Source organism: Leifsonia sp. YAF41 (assembly GCF_052113185.1).
GTDB lineage: Bacteria > Actinomycetota > Actinomycetes > Actinomycetales > Microbacteriaceae > Cryobacterium.
On sequence record NZ_JBFRCS010000002.1, the window covers coordinates 314,657 to 337,408 of the forward strand.

Annotated in this window: 23 protein-coding genes; 18 read left to right on the forward strand and 5 right to left on the reverse strand. The window is 67.9% G+C overall.

The window, feature by feature from the left end:
- Window positions 1–2: 2 nt before the first annotated feature.
- The 10 genes from AB4Y63_RS03250 (at window position 3) to AB4Y63_RS03295 (ending at window position 10,919) form a co-directional block, all read left to right on the forward strand.
- Entirely contained in the window at window positions 3–965 is a 963-nt protein-coding gene (locus AB4Y63_RS03250; protein ID WP_441789595.1) for an ABC transporter permease, read from the forward strand.
- Between the two features lie 22 nt (window positions 966–987).
- On the forward strand, window positions 988–2,292 hold the full coding sequence (locus AB4Y63_RS03255; RefSeq protein ID WP_441789596.1) for an alpha/beta fold hydrolase: 1,305 nt from the start codon (window positions 988–990) through the stop codon (window positions 2,290–2,292).
- Window positions 2,289–3,752 (forward strand): aminopeptidase P family protein, encoded by a 1,464-nt coding sequence (locus tag AB4Y63_RS03260; protein WP_441789597.1) that lies wholly within the window; start codon window positions 2,289–2,291, stop codon window positions 3,750–3,752. Before AB4Y63_RS03255 ends, AB4Y63_RS03260 begins: the two co-directional genes overlap by 4 nt.
- Window positions 3,753–3,906: 154 nt before the next feature.
- Complete coding sequence (locus AB4Y63_RS03265) at window positions 3,907–5,091, forward strand: NAD(P)/FAD-dependent oxidoreductase (protein WP_441789598.1); 1,185 nt, start codon at window positions 3,907–3,909, stop codon at window positions 5,089–5,091.
- Between the two features lies 1 nt (window position 5,092).
- Window positions 5,093–5,446 (forward strand): (2Fe-2S)-binding protein, encoded by a 354-nt coding sequence (locus AB4Y63_RS03270; RefSeq protein ID WP_441789599.1) that lies wholly within the window; start codon window positions 5,093–5,095, stop codon window positions 5,444–5,446.
- Window positions 5,439–6,863, forward strand: coding sequence for an FAD-dependent oxidoreductase (locus AB4Y63_RS03275; protein ID WP_441789600.1), 1,425 nt, complete (start codon window positions 5,439–5,441; stop codon window positions 6,861–6,863). Before AB4Y63_RS03270 ends, AB4Y63_RS03275 begins: the two co-directional genes overlap by 8 nt.
- A 65-nt stretch (window positions 6,864–6,928) precedes the next feature.
- Window positions 6,929–7,864, forward strand: coding sequence for a dihydrodipicolinate synthase family protein (locus AB4Y63_RS03280; RefSeq protein WP_441789601.1), 936 nt, complete (start codon window positions 6,929–6,931; stop codon window positions 7,862–7,864).
- Between the two features lie 148 nt (window positions 7,865–8,012).
- Complete coding sequence (locus AB4Y63_RS03285) at window positions 8,013–9,014, forward strand: proline racemase family protein (protein WP_441789602.1); 1,002 nt, start codon at window positions 8,013–8,015, stop codon at window positions 9,012–9,014.
- A 44-nt stretch (window positions 9,015–9,058) separates the two neighbouring features.
- A complete protein-coding gene (locus tag AB4Y63_RS03290; protein WP_441789603.1) occupies window positions 9,059–10,585 on the forward strand; it encodes an aldehyde dehydrogenase (NADP(+)) in 1,527 nt (508 codons plus the stop codon).
- A 172-nt stretch (window positions 10,586–10,757) separates the two neighbouring features.
- Entirely contained in the window at window positions 10,758–10,919 is a 162-nt protein-coding gene (locus AB4Y63_RS03295; protein ID WP_441789604.1) for a hypothetical protein, read from the forward strand.
- Between the two features lie 69 nt (window positions 10,920–10,988).
- Here the strand turns inward: AB4Y63_RS03295 and AB4Y63_RS03300 are convergent, their stop codons facing one another.
- Entirely contained in the window at window positions 10,989–11,744 is a 756-nt protein-coding gene (locus AB4Y63_RS03300; RefSeq protein WP_441789605.1) for an SGNH/GDSL hydrolase family protein, read from the reverse strand.
- 89 nt (window positions 11,745–11,833) lie between these two features.
- Window positions 11,834–12,469 (reverse strand): HEAT repeat domain-containing protein, encoded by a 636-nt coding sequence (locus AB4Y63_RS03305; protein WP_441789606.1) that lies wholly within the window; start codon window positions 12,467–12,469, stop codon window positions 11,834–11,836.
- 168 nt (window positions 12,470–12,637) lie between these two features.
- Between AB4Y63_RS03305 and AB4Y63_RS03310 the strand changes: the two genes are divergently transcribed.
- The 3 genes from AB4Y63_RS03310 to AB4Y63_RS03320 all read left to right on the forward strand — a co-directional run bounded on the left by AB4Y63_RS03310 (window position 12,638) and on the right by AB4Y63_RS03320 (window position 15,336).
- Window positions 12,638–13,630, forward strand: a complete 993-nt coding sequence (locus AB4Y63_RS03310; protein ID WP_441789607.1) for a methionine ABC transporter ATP-binding protein — start codon at window positions 12,638–12,640, stop codon at window positions 13,628–13,630.
- On the forward strand, window positions 13,627–14,397 hold the full coding sequence (locus AB4Y63_RS03315; RefSeq protein WP_441789608.1) for a methionine ABC transporter permease: 771 nt from the start codon (window positions 13,627–13,629) through the stop codon (window positions 14,395–14,397). The genes AB4Y63_RS03310 and AB4Y63_RS03315 overlap by 4 nt, the downstream gene beginning before the upstream one ends.
- A gap of 90 nt (window positions 14,398–14,487) precedes the next feature.
- A complete protein-coding gene (locus AB4Y63_RS03320) occupies window positions 14,488–15,336 on the forward strand; it encodes a MetQ/NlpA family ABC transporter substrate-binding protein (RefSeq protein WP_441789609.1) in 849 nt (282 codons plus the stop codon).
- Window positions 15,337–15,411: 75 nt separating this feature from the next.
- Here the strand turns inward: AB4Y63_RS03320 and AB4Y63_RS03325 are convergent, their stop codons facing one another.
- Window positions 15,412–15,864 (reverse strand): GNAT family N-acetyltransferase, encoded by a 453-nt coding sequence (locus AB4Y63_RS03325; protein ID WP_441789610.1) that lies wholly within the window; start codon window positions 15,862–15,864, stop codon window positions 15,412–15,414.
- 168 nt (window positions 15,865–16,032) lie between these two features.
- Between AB4Y63_RS03325 and AB4Y63_RS03330 the strand changes: the two genes are divergently transcribed.
- From AB4Y63_RS03330 to AB4Y63_RS03340, 3 genes are read left to right on the forward strand one after another with little or no spacing between them, the layout of a single operon-like run.
- Window positions 16,033–16,479: an FAS1-like dehydratase domain-containing protein gene (locus AB4Y63_RS03330; RefSeq protein ID WP_441789611.1), complete on the forward strand. Its 447-nt coding sequence runs from the start codon at window positions 16,033–16,035 to the stop codon at window positions 16,477–16,479.
- Window positions 16,476–16,904, forward strand: coding sequence for a MaoC family dehydratase (locus tag AB4Y63_RS03335; RefSeq protein WP_441789612.1), 429 nt, complete (start codon window positions 16,476–16,478; stop codon window positions 16,902–16,904). Before AB4Y63_RS03330 ends, AB4Y63_RS03335 begins: the two co-directional genes overlap by 4 nt.
- 13 nt (window positions 16,905–16,917) lie before the next feature.
- Window positions 16,918–18,186, forward strand: coding sequence for a UDP-N-acetylmuramate dehydrogenase (locus tag AB4Y63_RS03340; protein ID WP_441789613.1), 1,269 nt, complete (start codon window positions 16,918–16,920; stop codon window positions 18,184–18,186).
- A 142-nt stretch (window positions 18,187–18,328) separates the two neighbouring features.
- Here the strand turns inward: AB4Y63_RS03340 and AB4Y63_RS03345 are convergent, their stop codons facing one another.
- Together AB4Y63_RS03345 and AB4Y63_RS03350 are read right to left on the reverse strand one after the other, a co-directional pair.
- Entirely contained in the window at window positions 18,329–18,886 is a 558-nt protein-coding gene (locus AB4Y63_RS03345) for a hypothetical protein (RefSeq protein ID WP_441789614.1), read from the reverse strand.
- Between the two features lie 8 nt (window positions 18,887–18,894).
- Window positions 18,895–20,451, reverse strand: a complete 1,557-nt coding sequence (locus tag AB4Y63_RS03350; protein ID WP_441789615.1) for a PspC domain-containing protein — start codon at window positions 20,449–20,451, stop codon at window positions 18,895–18,897.
- A gap of 129 nt (window positions 20,452–20,580) precedes the next feature.
- Here AB4Y63_RS03350 and AB4Y63_RS03355 point away from each other — a divergent pair, with 129 nt between their 5' ends.
- Both AB4Y63_RS03355 and AB4Y63_RS03360 read left to right on the forward strand, forming a co-directional pair.
- Window positions 20,581–22,014: a PspC domain-containing protein gene (locus AB4Y63_RS03355; RefSeq protein WP_441789616.1), complete on the forward strand. Its 1,434-nt coding sequence runs from the start codon at window positions 20,581–20,583 to the stop codon at window positions 22,012–22,014.
- Entirely contained in the window at window positions 22,011–22,697 is a 687-nt protein-coding gene (locus tag AB4Y63_RS03360; protein WP_441789617.1) for a LuxR C-terminal-related transcriptional regulator, read from the forward strand. The genes AB4Y63_RS03355 and AB4Y63_RS03360 overlap by 4 nt, the downstream gene beginning before the upstream one ends.
- Window positions 22,698–22,752 lie beyond the last annotated feature (55 nt).

Here is a 22,752-nt window from a genome sequence, read left to right on the forward strand (position 1 = left end):
CGATGTGGCGTTATCTGCTCTCTCGAGTCGGATTCGGAGTGCTGGTTCTCTTTGTTCTCAGCATCTTCGTCTTCGCGCTCTTCTACATCGCGCCGGGTGATCCGGCGCGGGTTCTGGCCGGCGATAAGGCGACCGAGGAGGCGCTCGCGCAAATCCGCGCGAACCTCGGCCTCGACCAACCCATCTACGTGCAGTACTGGACGTTCATCACGAACCTGCTTCAGGGCAACCTCGGCTTCTCCTATCGCAGCCAGCTGCCGGTGGCCGAGATCATCATGGACCGGATCCCCGCGACGGTGTCGCTCGTCTTCGGCGGCGTCGTGATCTGGCTGTGCGTCGGAATCCCGATCGGCGTGATGTCGGCCAAGGCGCCCGGCAGCCTGCGCGACCGGTTCGGCCAGTCCTTCGCGCTCATCGGGATCAGCTTCCCGAGTTTCGTGCTCGGAATGATGGCCCTCTACCTGCTCTACTTCCTGCCAGCCAAAGCCGGAATTCATCTCTTCCCGCCGAGCGGATACGTTCCCTTCACCGAAGACCCCGGTCAGTGGTTCTGGCACCTGATCTTGCCCTGGCTGACCCTGGCCTTCGTCTCGGCCGCGATCTATGCGCGACTGATGCGTGGCCAGATGCTCGAAGTACTCGGTGAGGACTACATCCGCACCGCCCGGGCGAAGGGCTTGACCGAACGCCGCGTCGTCTACCGGCACGCCATGCGGAGTGCCATCCCTCCGCTGGTCACCCAGCTGGGAACCGACATCGGGCTCATGCTCGGCGGCGTGATCGTGATCGAGCAGGTCTTCGGCCTTCTCGGAGTGGGTAGCCTTGCCGTGAGTTCGGTGAACAACCAGGATCGCCCGGTCGTCATTGGCGTTGTTCTGCTCGGAGGGCTGTTTGTCGTCATCGTGAACATCATCGTTGACACCCTGTATGCCTTCCTGGACTCCCGAATCAGAACTGCCGCCTGACGCGGAAAGAAAGCGACGAACCATGTCTTCACCGCAGTACACCATCCCCGGAATGCACATCACGGACCACGTGGTGACGGTGCCGCTTCGCTGGGACGATCCCTCCGATTCACGCACCATCACGATCTTCGCCCGCGAGGTCGTCGACCCGCGCAAGAAGAACGAGCAGCTCCCGCTCCTCGTCTTTCTGCAGGGCGGGCCGGGCGGTAAGTCTCCGCGCCCGATACCGGGGGAGGGCTGGATCGCGTCGGTGCTCGAGACGCACCGCGTCGTGCTCGTCGACCAGCGGGGCACCGGACGAAGCACCCGCGTGCAATCGGACGCCGTCGCGCAGTTCGACCGGGTGCAGGATGCCCGCGACTACCTGCTCTGCTTCCGTGCCGATTCGATCGTGGCGGACCTCGAATTCATCCGCACCACGGTCTATGGCGGAGTGAAGTGGCAAAGCCTCGGCCAGAGCTACGGCGGGTTCATCACCCTCAGCTATCTGTCGCTCGCTCCGGAGGGACTCTCAGCCTGCTACGTGGCCGGCGGGCTGACGAGTGTGTCGCCGTCGGCCGAGGAGGTGTACCGGCGCACTTACCCGCGGGTGGCCGACAAGACCCGGCGGTTCTACGAACGCTTCCCACTCGAACGCGAACGGGTCGGCGCGGTCGCCGATCTCCTGGCCGACGGCGACGTTCTGCTGCCCGATGGCGACGTGCTGACGGTGCGCCGGTTGCAGACCCTCGGTCTCGACCTCGGCATGGGCCCCGGCCCCGACCGCGTGCATTGGTTGTTCGACGATGCGTTCGTCGACGAGCCGCGCCGCGCGAGCTCGCTCTCCGACAGCTTCCTGGCGCAGGTCGCCGCGAAGACCAGTTACGACGACAACCCCCTCTTCGCCGTGATGCAGGAGAGCATCTATGGTTCGGGTCCCGGGGCAACCCGCTGGGCGGCCGACCGGATCGGTCAGCAGCACTCGGAATTCGACGCGGCGAATCGGCCGCTGGTCTTCACCGGCGAAATGATGTACCCCTGGATGTTCGACGAGATTCGGTCGCTCCGCCCCTTCAAGGCGGCGGCCGAAGCGCTCGCCGAGTTCGAGGACTACACGGTGCTCTACGACCTCGACCGGCTCGCCGCCAACGAGGTTCCGGTGGCGTCGGTCTCCTACTTTGACGATATGTACGTCGACGTGGGAATCTCAACGGAGACCAAAGACCTGGTCGGCAACCTGCAGTTCTGGGTGACAAACGAGTACGAACATGACGGAATTCGCCAGGACACGCGGGTGACCCAGCGCCTGATTTCCCTGGTTTCAGAGATGGGTGGACCCCTCACATGACCGACACGCAGCAGGCCACTGGCACGCAGCACGCATCCATGCCCGCGCCGACCGCGCCCGATCCCCGGCTTCCCCGCTTGGCCGGGCTGCCCGGCTTCGTCGACTACATGGGCACCGGCTGGGGCACACCCGACCGCACCGCTCCGGTCGAGCCGGGCGCGGCATCCGCTGCCCGGGCGCACCGCGAACGCCTGAGCGCCCTGCTTGCCGGCCGCACTCTCATTGTGCGGGGCGGGCGAGCGCCGATCCGGAGCAACGACACGTATTACGGCTTTCGGCCCGACAGCAACTTCTACTGGCTGACCGGATGCGACGCGGAGGATGCCGTCATCGTGCTGTCTCCGACGTCCGGCTCACACGACGCGACCGTGTACCTGCCCGCCCCGGCCTACCCGGGTGAGCCGGGATTCTTCGCCGATCCGGCGCATGGGGAACTCTGGGTCGGCTCGGCCCCTGGCATGACCGACTGGTCGGCGGCGCTGGGACTGACCGTGAAACCGCTCAGCACCCTTGAGTCCGACCTGCGCCGGGTGAACGACCCGATGGTGGCCGGTGCCGCGGCGCGGTCCGGCGAGGTGCTCGGGGACGTCCCCTCCTCCGTTGAACTCGCCCGCACACTCGCCGAACTCCGGATGGTGAAAGACGAGTGGGAGATCACCGAGCTCCGTCGCGCGGTCGACTCCACCGTCGACGGTTTCGCCAGTGTGCTGCGCGAGATTCCGACCGCCATCGCTGGGGGCGGTGAGCGCTGGTTGCAAGGAACATTCGACCGGCACGCTCGCACCTATGGCAACGGCCCCGGCTACTCGACGATCGTCGGCAGCGGCGCTCATGCGCCGACCCTGCACTGGGTGCGCTGTGACGGTCCGGTGCTCGAAGACAAGGTGCTCTTGCTCGATATGGGCGTCGAGAACCGCACGTTCTACACCGCGGATGTGACCCGCACCTTTCCGGCATCCGGCACCTTCAGCCCGGTTCAGCGTCAGGTGCACGACCTGGTGGAGAAGTCGCACCGGGCCGGCCTCGCCGAGGTGCGACCCGGTCGCGACTTCTCCGACTTCCACCGCGCCGCGATGGAGGTCATCGCGAACGGGCTTCACGACTGGGGCCTGCTCCCCGTTTCGGTGGACGAGGCGCTGAGCGAGACCGGTCAGCACCACCGGCGCTACCTCGTCTGCGGCATCGGGCATCACCTCGGCCTCGACGTGCACGACTGCGCCCAGTCGAGCTATGAGTCCTACCAGGGCGGAGTGATGACCCCCGGCATGGTGCTCACCGTCGAACCCGGGCTGTACTTCCACGCCAACGACGAGACGGTTCCCCCGGAACTGCGTGGGATCGGCGTGCGCCTCGAAGACGACATCCTGGTCACCGAGACCGGGTCAGACGTGTTGTCGGATGCCCTGCCGATCGATGCGAGCGGTATCGAGAACTGGATGAGCGCCGCGCTTCGCGGCTAGGCGGGCGGACGGCCGGGCGCACAGCAGGGCGGGTAGTGGGGCATCGGCCGTATTCCGCGGGAATCCGGCCGGGGGTCTTCCCTCAGGACTCAATAGTATGTAATATATTACTCAACGAGATGAAGCCCAGTGGCGGGCGAAAAGGGAGGGCGACGTGGCCGACGATGTGATCATCATCGGTGCCGGAATCATCGGCGCCGCGTGCGCCCGTGCCCTCGCCGTCGCCGGCTACACCGTGACTGTCATCGATCGCGGCACCGTTGCAGGGGGCACCTCGTCGGCCTGCGAGGGAAACCTGCTGGTCTCCGACAAGGGTCCTGGCCACGAGTTGGTGCTCGCCCAGTTCGCGTCGACGCTCTGGAAGCAGGCGGTCGCCGACCTCGCTGAGCAGCTCGGCGACGGTTTTCCCTCGGTCGAGTACGACCAGAAGGGCGGCCTTGTCGTCGCCACGACACCGGCCGGCGCCGGCCCGCTGCTCGCATTCGCGGAGAGTCAGCGCGCCGCCGGAGTCGACGCCCGGGTGATCAGCGTCGCCGACGCGCACGAGCTCGAACCCGACCTTGCGCCCTGGATCGAAGCCGCCGTGCACTACCCGGAAGACGCCCAAGTGCAGCCGACCATCGCGACGGATGCGCTGATGAGCTCGGCCCGGCTGTTCGGCGCCCGGGTACTCGAGAACACGACGGTGCTCGGCCCCATTTTCGACTCGGCCGGCGCGCTGACCGGCCTCGTCACGAGCGCGGGCGAGCTGCGCGCCGACCGCATTCTGGTGGCGGCCGGTCCCTGGTCCGGCGAGGTGGCGGCTCTGCTCGGTCAGCACCTTCCGGTGCGTCCGCGCCGCGGCGAGGTGCTGGTCACGAGCCGGATGCGACACCGCATCTTTCACAAGGTTTACGACGCCGACTATGTGGGCGCCGTCGGTTCCGACGACAGCGCATTGCAGACCTCGAGCGTGGTCGAGTCCACGGGATCCGGCACGGTTCTGATCGGCTCGTCCCGCCAGCAAGTCGGCTTCGACGCCCGGCTCCGGGTCGACGCGCTGCACGAGATCGCCGCCAAGGCGTTGCGCCTGTTCCCGTTTCTCGCCGACGCCGCGATCATGCGCAGCTACGGCGGATTCCGCCCGTTCATGCCCGACCACCTGCCGGTCATCGGTGAAGACCCGCGGATGCCCGGCCTCTGGCACGCAACAGGTCACGAGGGCGCGGGCATCGGGCTCAGTCTCGCCACCGCCGACCTGCTCGTCGACCTGATGCGGGGCGTCCCGCCGAAACTCGACCCCTCGCCGTTCTCCCTCACTCGTGCCTCGCTCGCCTCTCATCTGATGGAGGTGGCCTGAGATGGCGCCCTTCCTGCTGCCGTTCGGCAACGACAAAATTCGCCCGGTCCCGCCCACCCCGGTCACGATCAGCCTGGACGGTGTTCCTGCCACCGGTGTCGTCGGGCAGAGCCTGGCCGGCGTCATCCTGGCCAGCGGCACCCTCGGCTTTCGCACCACATCCGCCGCGGGCAAGCCGCGCGGCGTCTTCTGCGGAATCGGTGTCTGCTTCGACTGCCTGGTCGAGGTGAACGGCCAGCGTGACGTGCGCGCCTGCCAGCGCCGGGCATCCGCCGGCGACGTCGTCGTCAGTCAGCACGATGAGCTGCCTCCGGTGAACGAGCTCGTCGAGAACGGGGAGCCTCACCATGACTGACGTTCTCGTGATCGGCGCCGGCCCGGCCGGGCTCGCGGCTGCGCGCGCCGCCCGAAAAAGGGGTGCAACGGTGACCCTCCTCGACGCGGCCGACCAGCTGGGCGGCCAGTTCTGGCGCCACCTGCCCGACGCCCGGCCCGCCGCCGCTGAACGCCTACTGCACCACGGCTGGGACACCTTCCAGGCGCTGCGCGACGCACTCGAGGGCGACGACGGATGCCGCATCATCCGTGGTGCACAGGTCTGGTCTCTCGAACTGCGCGCGAACGCGCCCGGAACCGTGCACGTCGTCGTCGGCGAACCCGATGGCGTCGGCCGTGACCGCATTCTGTTGCACCCCGACGCGATCGTGCTGGCCACCGGTGCGCACGACCGCACGCTGCCGTTTCCCGGCTGGGATCTCCCCGGTGTGTTCACCGGCGGCGCCGCCCAGGCGCTGGCCAAGGGGGAGCGCCTCGCCGTGGGCCGGCGCGTCGTCGTCGCCGGTGCCGGGCCGTTCCTGCTGCCCGTCGCCGCCTCACTGGCGGCCACCGGTTCGCGGGTGATCGGGGTCTTCGAGGCCAACCGGCTCCCGGCGCTGCTGCGCGGCTGGCTGCCCCGGTTCTGGCAACTGTTTCCGGCCGCGCACAAGGGCGCAGAACTCGCCGGTTATGCCGCCGGGCAGCTGCGTCATCGCATCCCCTACCGTCTGGGTCAGGCGGTCATCGCCGCACACGGAACCGACCGGGTCGAAGCGGTGACCATCGCCTCACTCGATGCCGATTGGGCGCCGATCAGCGGCACCGAGAAACGCATCGCGGTCGACGCGGTCTGCGTCAGCCACGGCTTCACCCCCCGACTCGAACTGGCCATCGCGGCCGGCTGCGAGCTCACCCCCGAACGATTCGTGCGGGTTGACAACGGTCAGCGCACGAGCGTTCCCGGGGTCTTCGCGGCGGGCGAGATCACCGGCATCGGCGGCGTCGACCTGGCGCTGGCCGAGGGCGAGATCGCCGGACACGTGGCCGCCGGCGGGGTGTCCCGGGCCGACGAATTGCGCTCGAGCCGACGCCGACGCCGCATCTTCTGGGACTTCGCCGCCCGGATCGAGGCGGCTCACGGCATCCGTGCGGGATGGCCGAAAATGCTCACCGACGACACCCTCGTCTGCCGTTGCGAAGAAGTCAGCTTCGGTTCGCTCTGCCGCTCCGTCGAGAACACGCACTCGCGCTCGCTGCGCGCGTTGAAGCTCAGCACGCGGGCGGGCCTCGGGATCTGCCAGGGCCGGGTTTGCGGGCGCACGGTCGAGACGTTGATCGCCGTTCAAATCGGCGGGCTCGGCGACGACGTGAGCACCGACCGCCGGCCGATCGCCGCCCCGATCCGGCTCGGGGAGCTCGCCGCCGCGGCGACCCCGCCGCCCCACTCCACCCTGTGACCACCCGGCCACCCCTGAATTTCATCGACACGACCGATCCACGCATGCACCCTGAAAGGACCACCATGACAACGAAGAACTTCGACCTGGGCGGCGTCATTGTCGCTACCACCCTTGCGTTCAAGGAAGACGCATCGGCACCGGCCGGCCTCGCAGTCGACTACGACAAGTTCGCCGCGCACTGCGACTGGCTGATCAGCAACGGATGCCGCGGCGTCGGCCCGAACGGATCGCTCGGCGAGTACTCCTCGCTCACCGACGAGGAGCGCCGCAAGGTCGTTCAGGTTGCCGTCGAGGCCGTCGGCGGGCGCGGACTCGTCGTCGCGGGCGTGCACGGCGTGGGCTGGCACCAGGCCAAGAAGTGGGCGGAGTACGCCAAGGAAGACGGCGCCGACGGCGTGCTGTTGCTGCCGCCGACCCTCTACCGGGCCAACGAGGCCGAAGTCATCGAGCACTACCAGCGCGTGGCCGAGGTCGGCCTGCCGATCATGGCCTACAACAACCCGTACGACACGAAGGTCGACCTGACCCCGAGCCTGGTCGCCAAGTTGGCCCAGATTCCCGAGGTCGTCGCGGTGAAGGAGTTCTCCGCCGACATCCGCCGGGTGCTCGAGATCAAGGAACGCTGCGACATCGACGTCATCGCCGGCGCCGACGACCTGCTGTTCGAATCGCTTGTCGCCGGGGCGACGGGCTGGTTTGCGGGCTACCCGAACGCGTTCCCGCGCGAGGCCGTCGAGATCTACACCCTGGTCAAGGACGGCAGGATCGCGGAGGCGCTCGAGCTCTACACGCAGCTGGTCGCCGTGTTCCGCTGGGACTCCAAGACCGAGTTCGTGCAGGCCATCAAGCTTTCGATCGACATGGCCGGTGGCAGCTACGGCGGACCGACCCGTCCGCCGCGCGGACCGCTGAGCCCCGAGCACGAGGCCGGGGTGCGCGCCGACACGCAGAAGGCTCTCGACTACCTCGCCACGCGCGCTGCCCGCGCCGCCGCGTAACCGTCGGTCGCGCCGGACCGGTTGCGCGGTCGTGCCGGTTTCGGCGCCGCGCGGGTCGAACGCCGTCACGCGGGTCGGATGCGACCCGCGCAGCGGCGTTCAACCCGCGTCGCTCGACAAGCCCCACTTTCGACGAGAGGATTTCCCCATGCGATCCAAGCGGATGTTCACCGCGGTTGACTCCCACACCGAGGGGATGCCCACCCGGGTCATCACCGGCGGTGTCGGCGTGATTCCGGGGGCGACGATGAACGACAAGCGACTTCATTTCATGGAGCAGATGGACGACATCCGTCTCTTCCTGATGAACGAGCCACGGGGACATGCGGCGATGAGCGGCGCCATCCTGCAGCCGTCGACCCGGCCGGATGCCGACTGGGGGGTCATCTACATCGAGGTGTCCGGATGCCTGCCGATGTGCGGCCACGGCACCATCGGGGTGGCGACGGTGCTGGTCGAGACCGGCATGGTCGAGGTCGTCGAGCCGGTCACCACCATCCGGCTGGACACCCCGGCCGGCCTTGTCATCGCCCGCGTCGCGGTCAGCGACGGGCATGCCGACTCGGTCACCCTCGAGAACGTGCCGTCGTACAATGTGCGCCTCGACGACACCGTCGATGTGCCCGGCTACGGCCCGATCGAATACAGCCTCGCCTTCGGCGGAAACTTCTACGCGATGGTCGACCTCGATGCGGTGAACCTGCCCTTCGACCGCGCCAACCAGCAGGAGATCCTGACGGCCGGTCTCGCCATCATGGGGGCGATCAACGCCACCAATCCGCCGAAGCATCCCGAAATCGAAGGGCTCGACCACTGCCATCACGTCGAGTTCATCGCGCCGGGCTCGACCGCCGAATACTCCCGGCACGCCATGGCGATCTACCCGGGCTGGTTCGACCGCTCGCCCTGCGGCACCGGCACCTCGGCGCGCATGGCCGAACTCTGGGCACGCGGCGAACTCGCCCTCGACACGGATTTCGTCAACGAATCGTTCATCGGCTCGAAATTCACCGGGCGCCTGGTTCGCGAGACGACGATCGCCGGCATCCCGGCCGTCATCCCCACCATCACCGGGCGGGCCTGGGTCACCGGCACGGCCCAATACCTGCTGGACCCGGCCGACCCGTTCCCGACCGGATTTCAATTTTGACCGGACTCACCCTGACCGGATTTCACCCTGAGGAGTGCACAGCGATGACCACCGCAACGACAGCCACGACCACCACGGCCACCAGCCCCGACCAGCTCGACGCGATCGCGCAGCGTGCAGCCGACATCGCCCCCGTCTGGGCTGCGACCGCTCCCCGCGAGCGGGCACGTGCCCTGGTCGCGGCAGCGGATGCCTTGGCCGCGGCCAGCGCGGAGTTGGTCGCGATCGCCATGGCGGAGACCGGCCTGACGGAGGCGCGCCTCACCGGTGAAGTCACCCGCACGGCCGTGCAGCTGCGCCTGTTCGCTGAAACCGTCGTCGACGGTTCCTACCTCGATGTGCGCATTGACGAGGCGGACTCGGCCTTCGCGCTTGGGGTGCGACCGGATCTCCGCCGCTACCGAATTCCGGTGGGTCCGGTGCTGAACTTCGCGGCGAGCAACTTTCCGTTCGCCTTCTCCGTGGCCGGCGGCGACACCGCCGCAGCCCTCGCGGCCGGGTGCCCGGTGATCGTGAAGGCGCACTCCGGGCATCCGCTGCTCTCGGTGCGCACCGCGGAGATCGTGGCCGGCGCCCTCGAATCGGCGGGTGCGCCCGCCGGCATCCTCCAGCTGATCAGCGGCCAGGCCGCGGGCGTCGCAATGCTGAACGACCCGCGCATCGCAGCCGGCAGCTTCACCGGCTCGATCCGGGCCGGTCGCATCCTGGCCGACGTCGCCGCCGCGCGCCCGGCACCGATCCCGTTCTACGGCGAGCTCGGCAGCGTCAACCCCGTCTTCGTGACCCGGGCCGCCCTTGACGAGCGGTCCGACGCAATCGCCGACGGCTATCTGACCAGCGTGGCCGGTTCTGCCGGTCAGCTCTGCACCAAGCCCGGGTTTCTCTTCGTGCCGACCGGTCACGCGCTGGGGGACCGCCTCGCCGCCCAAGCCGCGGCAATCGGCGAACACCGTCTGCTGAACCCGGGCATCGCCGCTGGGTATCTCGACCGTCGCGACGCCGTGCTCGCCGCACCGGGCGTCACCCCGATCGTCGAAGGGTCACTGCGTTTCGACGAGCACGGCCAGGGCTGGGCGACGCCGACGATTGTCACGGTCTCCCTCGACGGCCTGCAGCTGCAGCGGGAGGCGCTTCTCGATGAGTCATTCGGACCGCTGTCGGTCGTCGTCGAATACGACGACGAGAGCACGCTGGCCGCGCACTGTGACGACCTCTTCGAGGGGAATCTGACCGGAACCGTGCACGCGGGCGCCGGCGAAGACAGCGCAGCGCTCCGCTCGGTGATCGACTGGATCTCAGGGCATGCCGGACGGGTGCTGTTCGGCGGCTGGCCGACCGGCGTCGCGGTGACGCCGGCGCAGCAGCACGGCGGACCGTGGCCGGCGACGAGCAACGACAGCAGCACGTCGGTGGGCAGCGCCGCGATCGGGCGCTTCCTGCGCCCGGTCGCCTACCAGAGCGTTCCGCACGCCTTGCTGCCGGTGCCGCTGCGCGACGACAACCCGTGGAACGTTCCGCAGCGTCGCGCTGGGGCGGGCGAGTCGCAGTCGTGGGGGGAATCCGCCCGCTGAGTCGCTCGGTTCAGGGCTCGGCAACATCCTGTTCGCCGAGTTTGAGCGTTCCGGTCGAGTTTGTCCGGCAGAACAGGCAAGCTCGACCGCACGGCTCAAGCTCGGCGGAAAGAGGTGACCGGGCTATGCTCCTCAGCACAGAGAGTCTCCGCTGCCGAGGAATGGGTTACTCATGAACGCGCTGCTCATCATCATCGTCGTTGTCGCCGTCATTTTGCTCTTCACGGGCGGGCTCGTGAACTCACTGCAGTTCCTGCTCTGGGTCGGCTTCGTGCTCATCCTCATTGCGTTGGTGATGTTCATCGTGCGTGCCTTTTCAGGTCGCAAGGGCTGATCGACGCGCGACTGATCGACGCGCGGTTGATCGACGCAGGGCTGATCGACCCGGGGAATCCCGGTGGGGTCAGGCCACCTCGACGGGCTGCAGGGTCGGGCGCTTCGGCGGCCGACCGTCGCCCGAGGAGCGTCCGGTGAGCCGTCGTCCGATCCACGGCACAACGAATTCGCGGTAGTAGGCCGCGGTGCTTTGCGTGCGTACGCCTGCGGCAGTGAGTTCGAGATTGCTCCACTCGGCCGGGACCGGCACCTCGAGAGCGCGCAGAACGTTGCCCGCGACCCGCGTGTGACCCAGCGCGTTCATGTGCAGTTTGTCGACCGACCAGTACTTCTTCTGCTCAAGTTCGGTGTCTGCCCAGTTGTCGACGAGCGTGACCCCCGGTCGCACGAACGCGGCGCGCGCGGCATCCGCCAGCCGATCGCCCCGCTTCTGCATGAGCGAACCGAGCGGCAGATGCCGTGACGGGTTCGCGCCGCTCAGCATGACCACCCGAGCGCCGGTGGCCTGGGCGCTCTCGACGACCTGCTCGAGCAGATCGATGACGTAGGAGATCTCAACCTTGGGCCGCATGATGTCATTGCCGCCGCCGACGATCGTCAACAGGTCAGGTTTCAGCGCGAGGGCAGGCTGCAGCTGCTCGGCAACGATCGGGCCGAGCAGCTTGCCGCGAATGGCAAAGTTGGCGTACCCCACCGGTTCGGGAGTGGCCGCGGCCAGCCCGAGCGCGACGAGGTCGGCCCATCCACGCGGCTGGCCGTCGGCGCGTTCATCACCGAGACCCTCGGTGAAGCTGTCTCCCATTGCCACGTAGCGCAGATACATGAAATCTCCCGGTGCGATTCGTCGCCGACGCGACCTCTCTCGCACCAGCTGGGAGAGCCTACTCCGCCGGCCTGAGGGTGTGCGTGTTGTTACTCGGCCGCTTCAGCTGATTCGGCTGCGTCAGTCGACTCCGCTGCATCGACGGCCGGAGCGGCGTCGCGCGACGGAATTGTCTCGCCCGCCGCCACGAGGCGTGTGGTGAGCGTCTCGCGAGCGGCACGTGCGGTGCGGCGCACCTCTTTGTCGGGGTCGCGCAAACGCTCGGCGATGGTGTCGAGGTGCTCGACGGTTCCCTGCGCGGCGAGAGCGGTGAGCGCTGCGGAACGCACGCGCGGAACCTCATCAGTCGTCAGACGCACCAGCTTCGGGGCGACCTGCAACTCGCGCAGCATGACAACACGGGCGCACATTTCACGGATGCGCCAGGCCTGGTTGGTCAGACCGACGACCACGTAGGGTGCTGCCGAGTCGTTCCAGACATAGAGGAGCGTGCGGGCGCCCCAGAGTTCGGGCCAGTAGAGGGCCGGAGCGCCTTCGAGGATGCCGAGCGCGTGGCGCCCACCGGCGTAGAGCAGGAAGTCTTTACCGGCGTTCTTGGCGCGCAACAGCGTGACGGCGTTCGCACTCACGACGTCCTCGCCGTAGTGGGCGACGGCCGCCTGAATGCGCTCAGCGGTCGGAAGGTCGAGGGGGATATCGGGGTGCGTTTCAAGTTTGTTTGCCATGGCGGGTTCAGTTTATCTGGCGCACCTGGACAACTGGCGGAAACGCGGATTGTCACGTGTGACGTCACAATGCGAAACGGCGATTTGGCGGATGCCGCGGCGGCTGGCCAGACTGGATCGGACAGCTGTAATGTATGCCGCTCTATTGAACTCCGGGTGATTCTCTCAGTGATTTCCGTACGACACGTCTCGAAGACCTTTGGGTCGGGCGGATCCACCACTTATGCATTGAACGACGTCAGCCTCGAGGTCGCGCCCGGCGAGATTTACGGCGTCATCGGCCAGAGCGGCGCCGGCAAGAGCACCCTGATTCGGGCGATCAACCTGCTTGAGCGCCCCGACTCCGGTACCGTCACGGTCGACGGAGACGAACTGACCGCCCTGAACCCCGCCGGCCTCCGTGCGGCCCGACGCAAGATCGGCATGGTCTTTCAGCACTTCAACCTGCTCGCCGGGCGCACCGTGCTGGGCAACGTCGAGCTCGGCCTGGAGATCATCGGCGTCGACGGGGCCGAGCGGCGTCGACGCTCGCTCGAAATCCTCGACCTCGTCGGCCTGGTCAACAAGCGCGACTCCTACCCGGCCGAGCTGTCAGGTGGCCAGAAGCAGCGCGTCGGCATCGCCCGCGCCCTCGCCGGCAACCCGAAGGTGCTGCTCTCCGACGAGGCGACATCCGCTCTCGACCCCGAAACCACGCGCTCGATTCTCGATCTGATCAAGACGATCAACGTTGAGCTGAACCTCACGGTGCTGTTGATCACGCATGAGATGGATGTCGTCAAGCGCGTCTGCGACTCGGCCGCGCTGATCGAGGGCGGTCGCATCGTCGAGTCCGGGCCGATCGTGTCGTTGATCTCGACCCCGGGGTCCCGGCTGGCGCACGACCTGTTCCCGCTCGGCGCGCTGCCGCCCCGCGACGGAAACACCATTGTCGAGATCACCTTCAGCGGCGGCACCGCCGACCGCCCGGTCATCTCGCAGCTGGCCCGCGCCTACGGACTCGACATCAGCATCCTGGGCGCCGCGATCGAGACGATCGGCGGCAGCCAGGCCGGGCGCAGCCGGCTGCAGCTTCCGGGCAGCGTTGCCGCGAATGCCGCGCCGATCAAGGATCTGCGCGACCAAGGCCTGCTCGTCGAGATCGTTGGAGATGCGTCATGATCGACCCCACAGACCCCGGCTTCTGGCCCGGCCTCTTCGAGGTGCTGCTGGTCGGCACCGGGCAGACCCTCTATATGGTGGGTGTCTCGCTGCTACTGACCGTGATCATCGGGCTGCCGCTCGGCGTCATCCTGGTCGGCACCGAGGCTGGCGGCCTGTTCGAGAAGCCGTTCGGTTCGCGCGCGCTCGGCCGGGTCGTCAACCGGGTGCTCGAATTTCTCGTGAACCTCGGCCGATCCGTGCCGTTCATCATCCTGATGGTCGCCTTGATCCCGTTCACCCGCGCCGTGGTCGGCACCTTCATCGGGCCGACGGCCGCAATTGTTCCGCTGACCATCGTCGCGGTGCCGTTCTTCGCCCGGATGGTCGAAATCGCGATCAAGGAGGTCGACACCGGCCTCGTCGAGGCGGCCGAGTCGCTCGGCGCAACCCGTTGGCAGATCGTCTCGAAGGTGCTCGTGCCGGAGGCCATCTCGCCGATGATCCTGGGGCTGTCGACGACGGTCACATCGATCATCAACTTCTCGGCGATGGTCGGCACGGTGGCCGGCGGCGGGCTCGGCGACGTCGCGGTGCGTTACGGCTACCAGCGCTACAGCACGATCCACATGGTCGCCGTGATCATTGTGATTTTCGTGATCGTGATGATTCTGCAGGCCATCGCCACCCGGCTGGCCCGCCGGTTCTCGCACCGCTCGCGGCCCTCGGCCGGTCGCGCGGGAGCGGATGCGCGTGCCGAGATGCAGCCAGTGGGTCTGATGGCCTAGCGCCGTCTTGGCGCCACTTTTCTTCTTTCTCCCCGCTGTTCTGACGCGCCCGACCGGTCGCGTTCCGTTTCTTGTCGAAAGAGTTCACTGATGAAATTCACCGCACGCACTACCCGCAGCACCCGCATCCTCGGTGCGGCCGTGGCCGTCACCGCTCTGCTCGGCCTGTCCGCCTGCGCCGCACCGGCCGAGAAGCCGGCTGCAACGGGGGCCGCTGCCTCGGGCAATCTCGGCACGATCACCGTCGGCGCGCTGGCCACGCCGGCCGGCGACATCCTGAACTTCGTGCAGGACAATCTCGCTGCCGATGCCGGCCTGACGATCAAGTTTCAGGAATTCACCGACTACAACACCCCGAACATCGCGTTGACCGACGGCGACGTTGACGCCAACCTGTTCCAGAACGCCACCTTCCTGGCGAACTTCAACGAGCAGACCGGCGGCGAGCTGACCAGCCTTGGCAGCATCTACCTGCCGAGCGCCGCGTTCTACAGCGACAAGGTGACGTCGCTCGACGGCCTCAAGAAGGGCGCGAAGATTGCGATCCCGAACGACCCGACCAATGAGGGTCGCGCGCTCAAGATCCTCGCGGCCGAGGGCCTGATCGAGACCATCGACGAGCCGTCCACACTCGCCGATGTGACCAAGAACCCGAAGGACTTCCAGTTCGTCGAGATCGAGAACGCCACTCTGCCGCAGGCGGTTCCGGATGTCGACGCCGCGTTCGTGACGATCTCGTTCGCCCTCCCGGCCGGACTCACCGCCAAGCAGGCGATCCTGATCGAGGGCGCCGACAGCCCCTACTCCAACGTGCTCGCCACCACCCCGGAGCTCGAGAACGACCCGCGCGTGCAGAAGCTCAAGGAACTGCTGCTCGACCCCGCGACGCAGAAGTTCATGAAGGACACCTGGGACGGCCTGGTCATTCCGACCGCGTAGTTTCCCTTCTTCCTGAAACGACGGATGCCCGGCCACTGAGTGGACGGGCATCCGTCGTTTCAATGCTGGTTGCGCCTAGGCGTCGGTCAGCGCGCGTTCGAAGCCCGTTGCGGTCGCATAATGGCCGTAGTTGTCGATCTGCACGAAACCGAGGCTTGGGTAGAGGGCCAGCGCTTCGGGTTGGGCATCGCCGGTCTCGAGGCGCATGCGCAGGTAGCCCATCTCGCGGGCGATCGACTCCAGCTCGGCGAGCACCGCTTTCGCGTGGCCCTGGCGGCGGTAGTCGGCGTGGGTCCACATGCGCTTGACCTCGCAGGTCTCGGCGTCGTAACGACGGAGGCCGCCTCCGGCGACTGTCACGTCGCCATCCATCAGAACCAGAAAAATGCCCATCGGCGGGTCGAACTCGACGGCCGGCACGTCGTCGGCGGCATCGCCGGGGCCGTAGCGCACCTCATACTCGTGGCGAAGACCGGACAGAAGCTGCTCGGCCCGCGGGTCGAGGAGGCGTACACGTGCGAATTCCATTTGACCAAGTTTGCCCGATCCGCGCGGTGGGTGTGCCTCCGGGAGACGTGGGGCCGCGAGACTTCGGCTGTTTCTTTCGTGAGGGGTCGCAAATCGACCTTCCCCGGTTCAATAGAGGTCGATTTGCGACCCCTCACGGTCAGGAACACTGCCCCGTAGACTGGGCGAGTGTCAGTAAACCCCGAACTTCAGGGCCGGGTCTTCCCGCCCGCACCGCCCTACCTGGTCGGCCGCGAGAAAGTGCGCGAGTTCTCGCGTGCCGTCTTCGCGACCAACCCGATCAACCACGATCCTGAGGCCGCGCGTGCCGCGGGCCACTCCGACGTCGTCGCGCCGCCGACCTTCGCCGTGGTGGTGCAGGAGCTCACGCTCGCGCAGCTGCTGGCCGAGCCCGATGCCGGGATCGACTTCAGCCGGGTCGTGCACGGCAACCAGCAGTTCACCTACAGCCGCCCCATCGTGGCCGGCGACCTGCTGACCGCCACCCTCACCGTGGCCAGCGTCAAGACGCTCGGCGGCCACTCCATGGTCACCGCCGAATCGGCGATCACCGACGCGGATGGCGCCCACGTCGTCACCGCGACATCCACCCTTGTCGTCAGGGGAGACGAATGAACGCCGCACCAGCCCTCGACACTCTGACCGTTGGCGACGTGGTTGCCGGCGCGAGCTACACCCTGACCCGAGATTCCCTCGTGCGCTACGCCGGGGCATCCGGTGACTTCAACCCGATTCACTACCGCGACGACGTCGCGCAGTCGGTCGGCCTGCCCGGCGTTCTCGCCCACGGCATGCTCACAATGGGCCTGGCCGTGCAGCCGGTCGTCGACTGGGCCGGCGACCCGGCCCGCGTGATCGACTACCAAGTGCGGTTCACCCGCCCGGTTCCGGTCGACGCCACCGACGGTGCGCTGGTCACCGTTGTCGCCACGGTCGGTGCCATCGACACGGATGCCGCCGTGGCCCGCATCGATCTCACCGTCAGCTTCAACGAGCAGACGGTTCTCGGCAAGGCGCAGGCCCGCGTCAGCCTGGCGTAACCCGGTGGACTCGATGACTCCCGACTCCGCTCTGTCGCGCTTCGCGACGACCCCGATTGCACTTCGCGACCTGACCACCCTGCGGGTCGGCGGGGTTCCGCTCGCCATGGTTGCCCCGGCGACCGAAGAGGATCTCGTCACCGCCGCCCGGGAGATTTGGGCAGAGGGCGATGAATGGATGCTGCTGGCGGGCGGGTCGAACACCGTCGCAGCAGATGAGGGTTTCGAGGGCACGGTCATTCGTATCCTGACCCGGGGCATCGAAGTCATTCCAGAAACGGAATATAGCGGAAGCGTGCTCGGCGGGACTGTTGATCTCTCCCACGGCGAAGCAGGCGAGGTGGGCGACGCGCCCAGCGAGACCGGCGGCGCGACCGGCAGCGATGCTGCCCGCGTGCGACTGCGCGTGCAGGCCGGCGAATCCTGGGACGAACTCGTCGCCTACACCGTCGCTCAGGGCTGGGCCGGAATCGAAGCGCTCTCCGGAATCCCCGGTTCGGTCGGTGCCGCCCCCGTGCAGAACATCGGCGCGTACGGCCAAGAGGTCGCATCGTGCCTCGTCGCGGTCGACTTTCTCGACTTCGACAGCGGTGAGGTGCAGCGGATCGAAGTGGCTGACCTGAAACTCGACTACCGCACCTCGGCCTTCAAACAGGGCCGAGCCGGCATTGTGCTCGCCGTCGAGCTGGAGTTTCACGACACGCGCGCCGAAGCAGCGGTGCTCGGCAGCCACCTCGGACGCCCGATCGCCTACGCACAGCTCGCCGGTGCACTCGGCGTGCAGCAGGGCGACCGCGTCGCGCTCGATATCGTGCGGTCGACGGTCATCGAGTTGCGGGCCTCGAAGGGCATGGTTCTCGATGCCGATGACCCCGACACGGCCAGCGCCGGTTCATTCTTCACCAACCCGATTGTCACCGAGAGTTTTGCCCGGGAGCTTCCCGATGATGCGCCCCGCTGGTCGCAGCAGAGCGTGATTCCAGACCGTGTTATTCCGCTCGAGGAATATGCCGGAGTCGGCCCGGTTCCGGGCGTCGAGGCGGTGCGTCTGACGAAGCTCAGCGCGGCCTGGCTCATCGAACAGGCCGGCATCGCCAAGGGATTCCGCCTGCCGGGCTCCCGGGCCGCAATCTCCAGCAAACACACCCTCGCCCTGACGAACACGGGCGGGGCGACGGCCGATGAGATCGCGCAGCTGGCGCGCTTCGTGCAGGGCAGGGTCGCGGCGGAATTCGGTGTGATTCTGCAGCCGGAGCCGGTGCTGATCGGGGTGTCGCTCTAGCCCGAGGTTCCTGCGTGGGTGAGTGCGCTTCGGCATCCACTCGTGATCGTCGAAATTTCCCGCATGCGCCCAGATCGTCGCCTCACGGGGAGCAATGGCGACGATGTGGGCGCACGCGCGCCTCAGCCGGGCCGGGGGCTGGCTAGCCGGCCCGACGCGACGCCGCGGCGATACCGGCGGCGACCAGAGCGACCCCGATCGCGATGACCGCGCCGAGCAAGAGCAGGATCGGGTCGGGGGCCACGGGCAGCACCGTCACAGCCACCATGAAGCCGGCGAAGACGAGGAGCAGCACGCCCCAGAGAATCGTTGCGAACCGCGGCCGGTTACGACGAGGGGCGGATGCCGAGCTCGGCGCACTGGGGACGGGCTGCGCCGCCGAGGCCCAGGCATCCGTGTTCAGCGGAACCGTCGGCTGTTGCGAGTTGTCGGGGTACACGCCAGTGGGGAAGGCGCTGGTCGCGTTCGGATCGGCGCCGGCGGCGGGGGGAGGGGTGCTCGCCGATGCCGAAGTCGATGTCGAAGCCGAAGCCGAAGCCGAACCAGCGGTCGGCGGCGCAGCTTCGGGCACCGAACTATCGGGCGACGCGCTGGAGTCGGCCGTCGCTGAATCATCGGGTACGAGGCGCGCCTGCTCTGTCGCTGTCGGGTCGGACTCAGGCGTCGAATCGGGAATGGGAGCGGTGGGCAAGTCAGACATGAGAGCTCCTAGAGGGCGTCGACGACGGTGACCTGGCCGATGAAGGTCCAGACACGAATGTGGGCAACGGCCAGCGTTTCGGAACCGTTGAATGTGCGTGAGTCGTGCAGGAGGATGCCGCCGCGTTCGGTGTTCGACTGGTTGCTGCTCGACGCGTCGGAGTAGTCGAGCCCGCCGATGAACGAGTTGACCTCGACGTTCACCGGGCGGTCATTCGGAAGCACCAGTTCGGTTTGACCGAAGCCGAGCCAGACATCGATCGTGCGGTCGTCGACGGCCCGGGCGTTGTCGAGCGCGGTGAGGTCGACCGTCGCCACCCCGGCGCCGAGGGCGTAGCCGGGAACCGCGTTGACCGCCGACGCACTGACCGACCAGGTCGGTGCGCCGACCAGGGCGAACTGCGTGCCCTGCGGCAGTACGCCGAGCAGGAGCAGCCCTGTCGCGGCGAGAAACGCGAAACCGCCCATGGCGCCGCTGGTGCGTCCGCGAATTCCGGCGATGACGATGCCGAGGGCAAGAACGCCGAGGGTGAAGGCGAGGCCGATCAACAGTGCGGCGTCCGACCAGACGCCCCCGTCGAACGCGATCGAGTAGACAACGGATGCTGCGGCGCCAATGGTCAGACCGAGGCCGAGCATGATCGCGGTGAAGCCTGCACCGGGGTGGCGGTTCGTGTGGGTGTGGTGAGCGGTCTGGCCGTGGTGGGCGGAAGCAGCCCGGTCCGTCTTCGTACCCAGGGTTCCGTACGTCTGATCGACGACGGCGTCCCACGCGCTGCGGGTCGGAGGCGCGGCGGCAGCCGCAGCCGTGGCACCGACGAAGGCAGCAGTCGAAGCAGCGGAGGGGGTTCCCTCAGCCGACCCGGGCCCGGTGGCCGCGGTATCCGTTGTCACCGTGGCATCCATTGTGCTGGTCGGTGTGCTCACGAAGCTCGACGACGTGCCCTGCGGGGAGCCCGTGGAGGGTCCCGTTGAGGCAGACGTCGGCGCCGTGAACGAGGCCGATGCTGCCGCGGGCGAGTACCCAGAAGCAGGTGGCCCCGACGGCGCGGCGGGCGGCGAGCGAAACGCGCTGTCCGGCGCGGGAACCCGGCGCAGCAAGTAGACGACAAGCCAGATGATGCCGATGATGACCGCGATCGTCCAGCCGACGGTGAGCGTGGTGGACAGCCAGTTCGGCATGCCCCAGGCGAGCGGCGGGCCTTCCCACCAGAGTCCGCGACTGAACGGAATGATCGTGAACAGAATGAGCGCGCCGATGGCGATCATCGCCGGTTCGAAGACACCGCGGAATGCCTGCTCGGCATGAATGCGACCCGACTGGTTGGGGAGCAGAGCCCAACCGATCGCATACGCGAGCAGCACCGGTGCGCCGAGAATCGCGAGCACGATGGCGATGCCGCGCACGATCAGCGGGTCGAGACCGGTGCGGTGGGCAATGCCGCCGCAGACGCCGGCGAACCAGCGGTCGTGTCCGCGGTCGATACCGGTGGCGCGCACCCAGTCGAAGAAACGGGTGACGTTCGGTGAGGGTGAGGTCCCCTGGGTGTGCGGTGCTTCGTTCATGCTTCGAGTCTGGCGGGGCTGCGGGGGCGCTGCCATGGGGGTTTACCCTGATTCGACCCTGACTTCGCAGCCCAGGGGCTTCTCGGGGTGCCCCAACGTGCTTTGATCGTGAGTGTGAATACACCGCGGATGATCAGGCCCAGGCTGCGCCTGATCGGTGGCGTCTGTGCGGGTTTTGCCGAGCACACCGGGCTGCCCGTCAGTGCCGTGCGCACCGCCGCTGTGATTCTCGCCTTCTGCGGCGGGGCGGGCGTGCTGCTCTACGCCTGGCTCTGGGTGACCACGCCCACTGCCTCGGCTGTATCGGGCGCCCTGCCGAAAGCCAGTCTGGCTCGCCCGGCCGCGACGCAGACGGCGGCAGTGGATGCCGCGGCGCCCGACCCCCGGTCGGCCCCGGTCACCGAGATTCTGCTCGGCATCGCGCTGCTCGCCGCGGGTGTGGCGCTCGTGGCCAGTCGCCTGGGTGCCGACATCCCACTGGCGGTCGTGATTCCGGCGATCGTCGTGCTCGCGGGTGTCGCGCTCGCGTGGCGCCAGTTCGCCGATATCCGAAGCGGCGCGGCCCAGCGGTCCTCGGCGTTGATGGTGCGCACGCTCGGCGCTCTCGTGCTCGTGGCCGTCGGCATTTTGCTGTTCTTCGTCACCGGTGAGAGTCCCAACATCTGGACCGTCGTCGTGGCCGCCGTTTCGGTGCTGCTCGGGGTCGGAGTGGTCATCGCGCCCTGGTTGATCCGGCTGTCGGATGACCTCGCCGAGGAGCGGGCGGCCCGCGTGCGTGAGGCCGAGCGGGCCGAGATCGCCGCGCACCTGCACGATTCGGTGCTGCAGACCCTCGCCCTGATTCAGCAGAAGGCGGGCCCGCACAGCGATGCGGCCCGGCTGGCGCGCGCGCAGGAAAGGGAGCTGCGCGAGTGGCTGTTCACCGGATCCGACACCACGACCGTCGATCTCGCCACCGAACTACGGCGCATCGCCGGCGTGATCGAAGAAGACTTCCCGGTGCGCTTCGAGGTGGTCACGGCCGGAACGAGCCCCGACGATGTTCCCGACGCGCTGGTCGCCGCGGCCCGCGAGGCCATGCTGAACGCGGCCCGGCACGCCGGCGGATCGGTATCGGTCTACCTCGAGACCGGCCAGACGGGCATCGAGCTGAGCATCACCGATCGGGGTCCCGGCTTCAGCATCGAAGACATCCCCGACGACCGGCTTGGCGTCAAGGAGTCGATTCTCGGGCGGATGCGCCGGGTCGGGGGCAGCGCCACGGTGCGCCGCGGTCCGGGTGGCGCCGGCACGGAGATCCTGCTGGTTTTGCCGACGGTGACGGCCGCGGGGCCTCCGCCGGTGGAGCCCTCTCCGGGCGAGTCTCCGCCGGTCGAGACTCAGGTCGAGTTCCCGGCGGTTGAGTCTCCGGTGGTCGAGCCTGTCGAGACCTCCGACGGCCGCCCTCCGACCGCGTCGACCGGACCCGCCCCGTTGGTTGAGGAGCGAGCGCCAGCGAGTGTCTCGAAACCTCGCGAACCAGCGAAATCCACCACGTCCCCCTCACGAACGGACACCCCGTGACCGACCCCGCCTCCGCTGCGCCCGCCGCATCCGCCGCCCTCCCCGTCGTGATCGTCGACGACCACTCGATCTTCCGCTCCGGCCTGCGAACCGACCTCGACGCAGGCATTCAGGTGCTCGGCGAGGCGGCGACGGTCGATGAGGCGATCGCCCTCGTCGTCGCCCTGCAACCGCGAGTCGTTCTGCTCGATGTGCACCTGCCCGGCGGCCGGGGCGGCGGCGGGGCCGAAGTGATTCGCGACGCTGCGAGCCGCGCCCCGCAGACCCTTTTTCTGGCGCTCAGCGTCTCGGATGCCGCCGATGATGTGGTCAGCGTGATCCGAGCCGGTGCGCGCGGGTACATCACCAAAAGTGCGTCGGGGGCCGAGGTGTCGGATGCCGCCCGTCGCGTCTCAGACGGCGACGCCGTGTTCTCGCCCAAGCTCGCCGGATTCGTGCTCGACGCCTTCGGCGCCGTTGCCGGCGAGGTGGCCGAACGCGTCGACGAGCTCGACCGGCTCTCCGCCCGCGAGCAGGAGGTCATGCGCTTGATCGCCCGCGGCTACACCTACAAAGAGGTGGCCGGCACGCTCTTCATCTCGACGAAAACCGTCGAAACCCATGTCTCGGCGGTGCTCCGCAAGCTGCAGCTCTCGTCGCGGCACGAGCTCACCGCGTGGGCCCTGGAGCGCAAGCTCCTCTGACCGTGAGGTGCCACCTTGTGCTAGTTAAACGCGCGCCGAACTAGCGAAAGTTGGC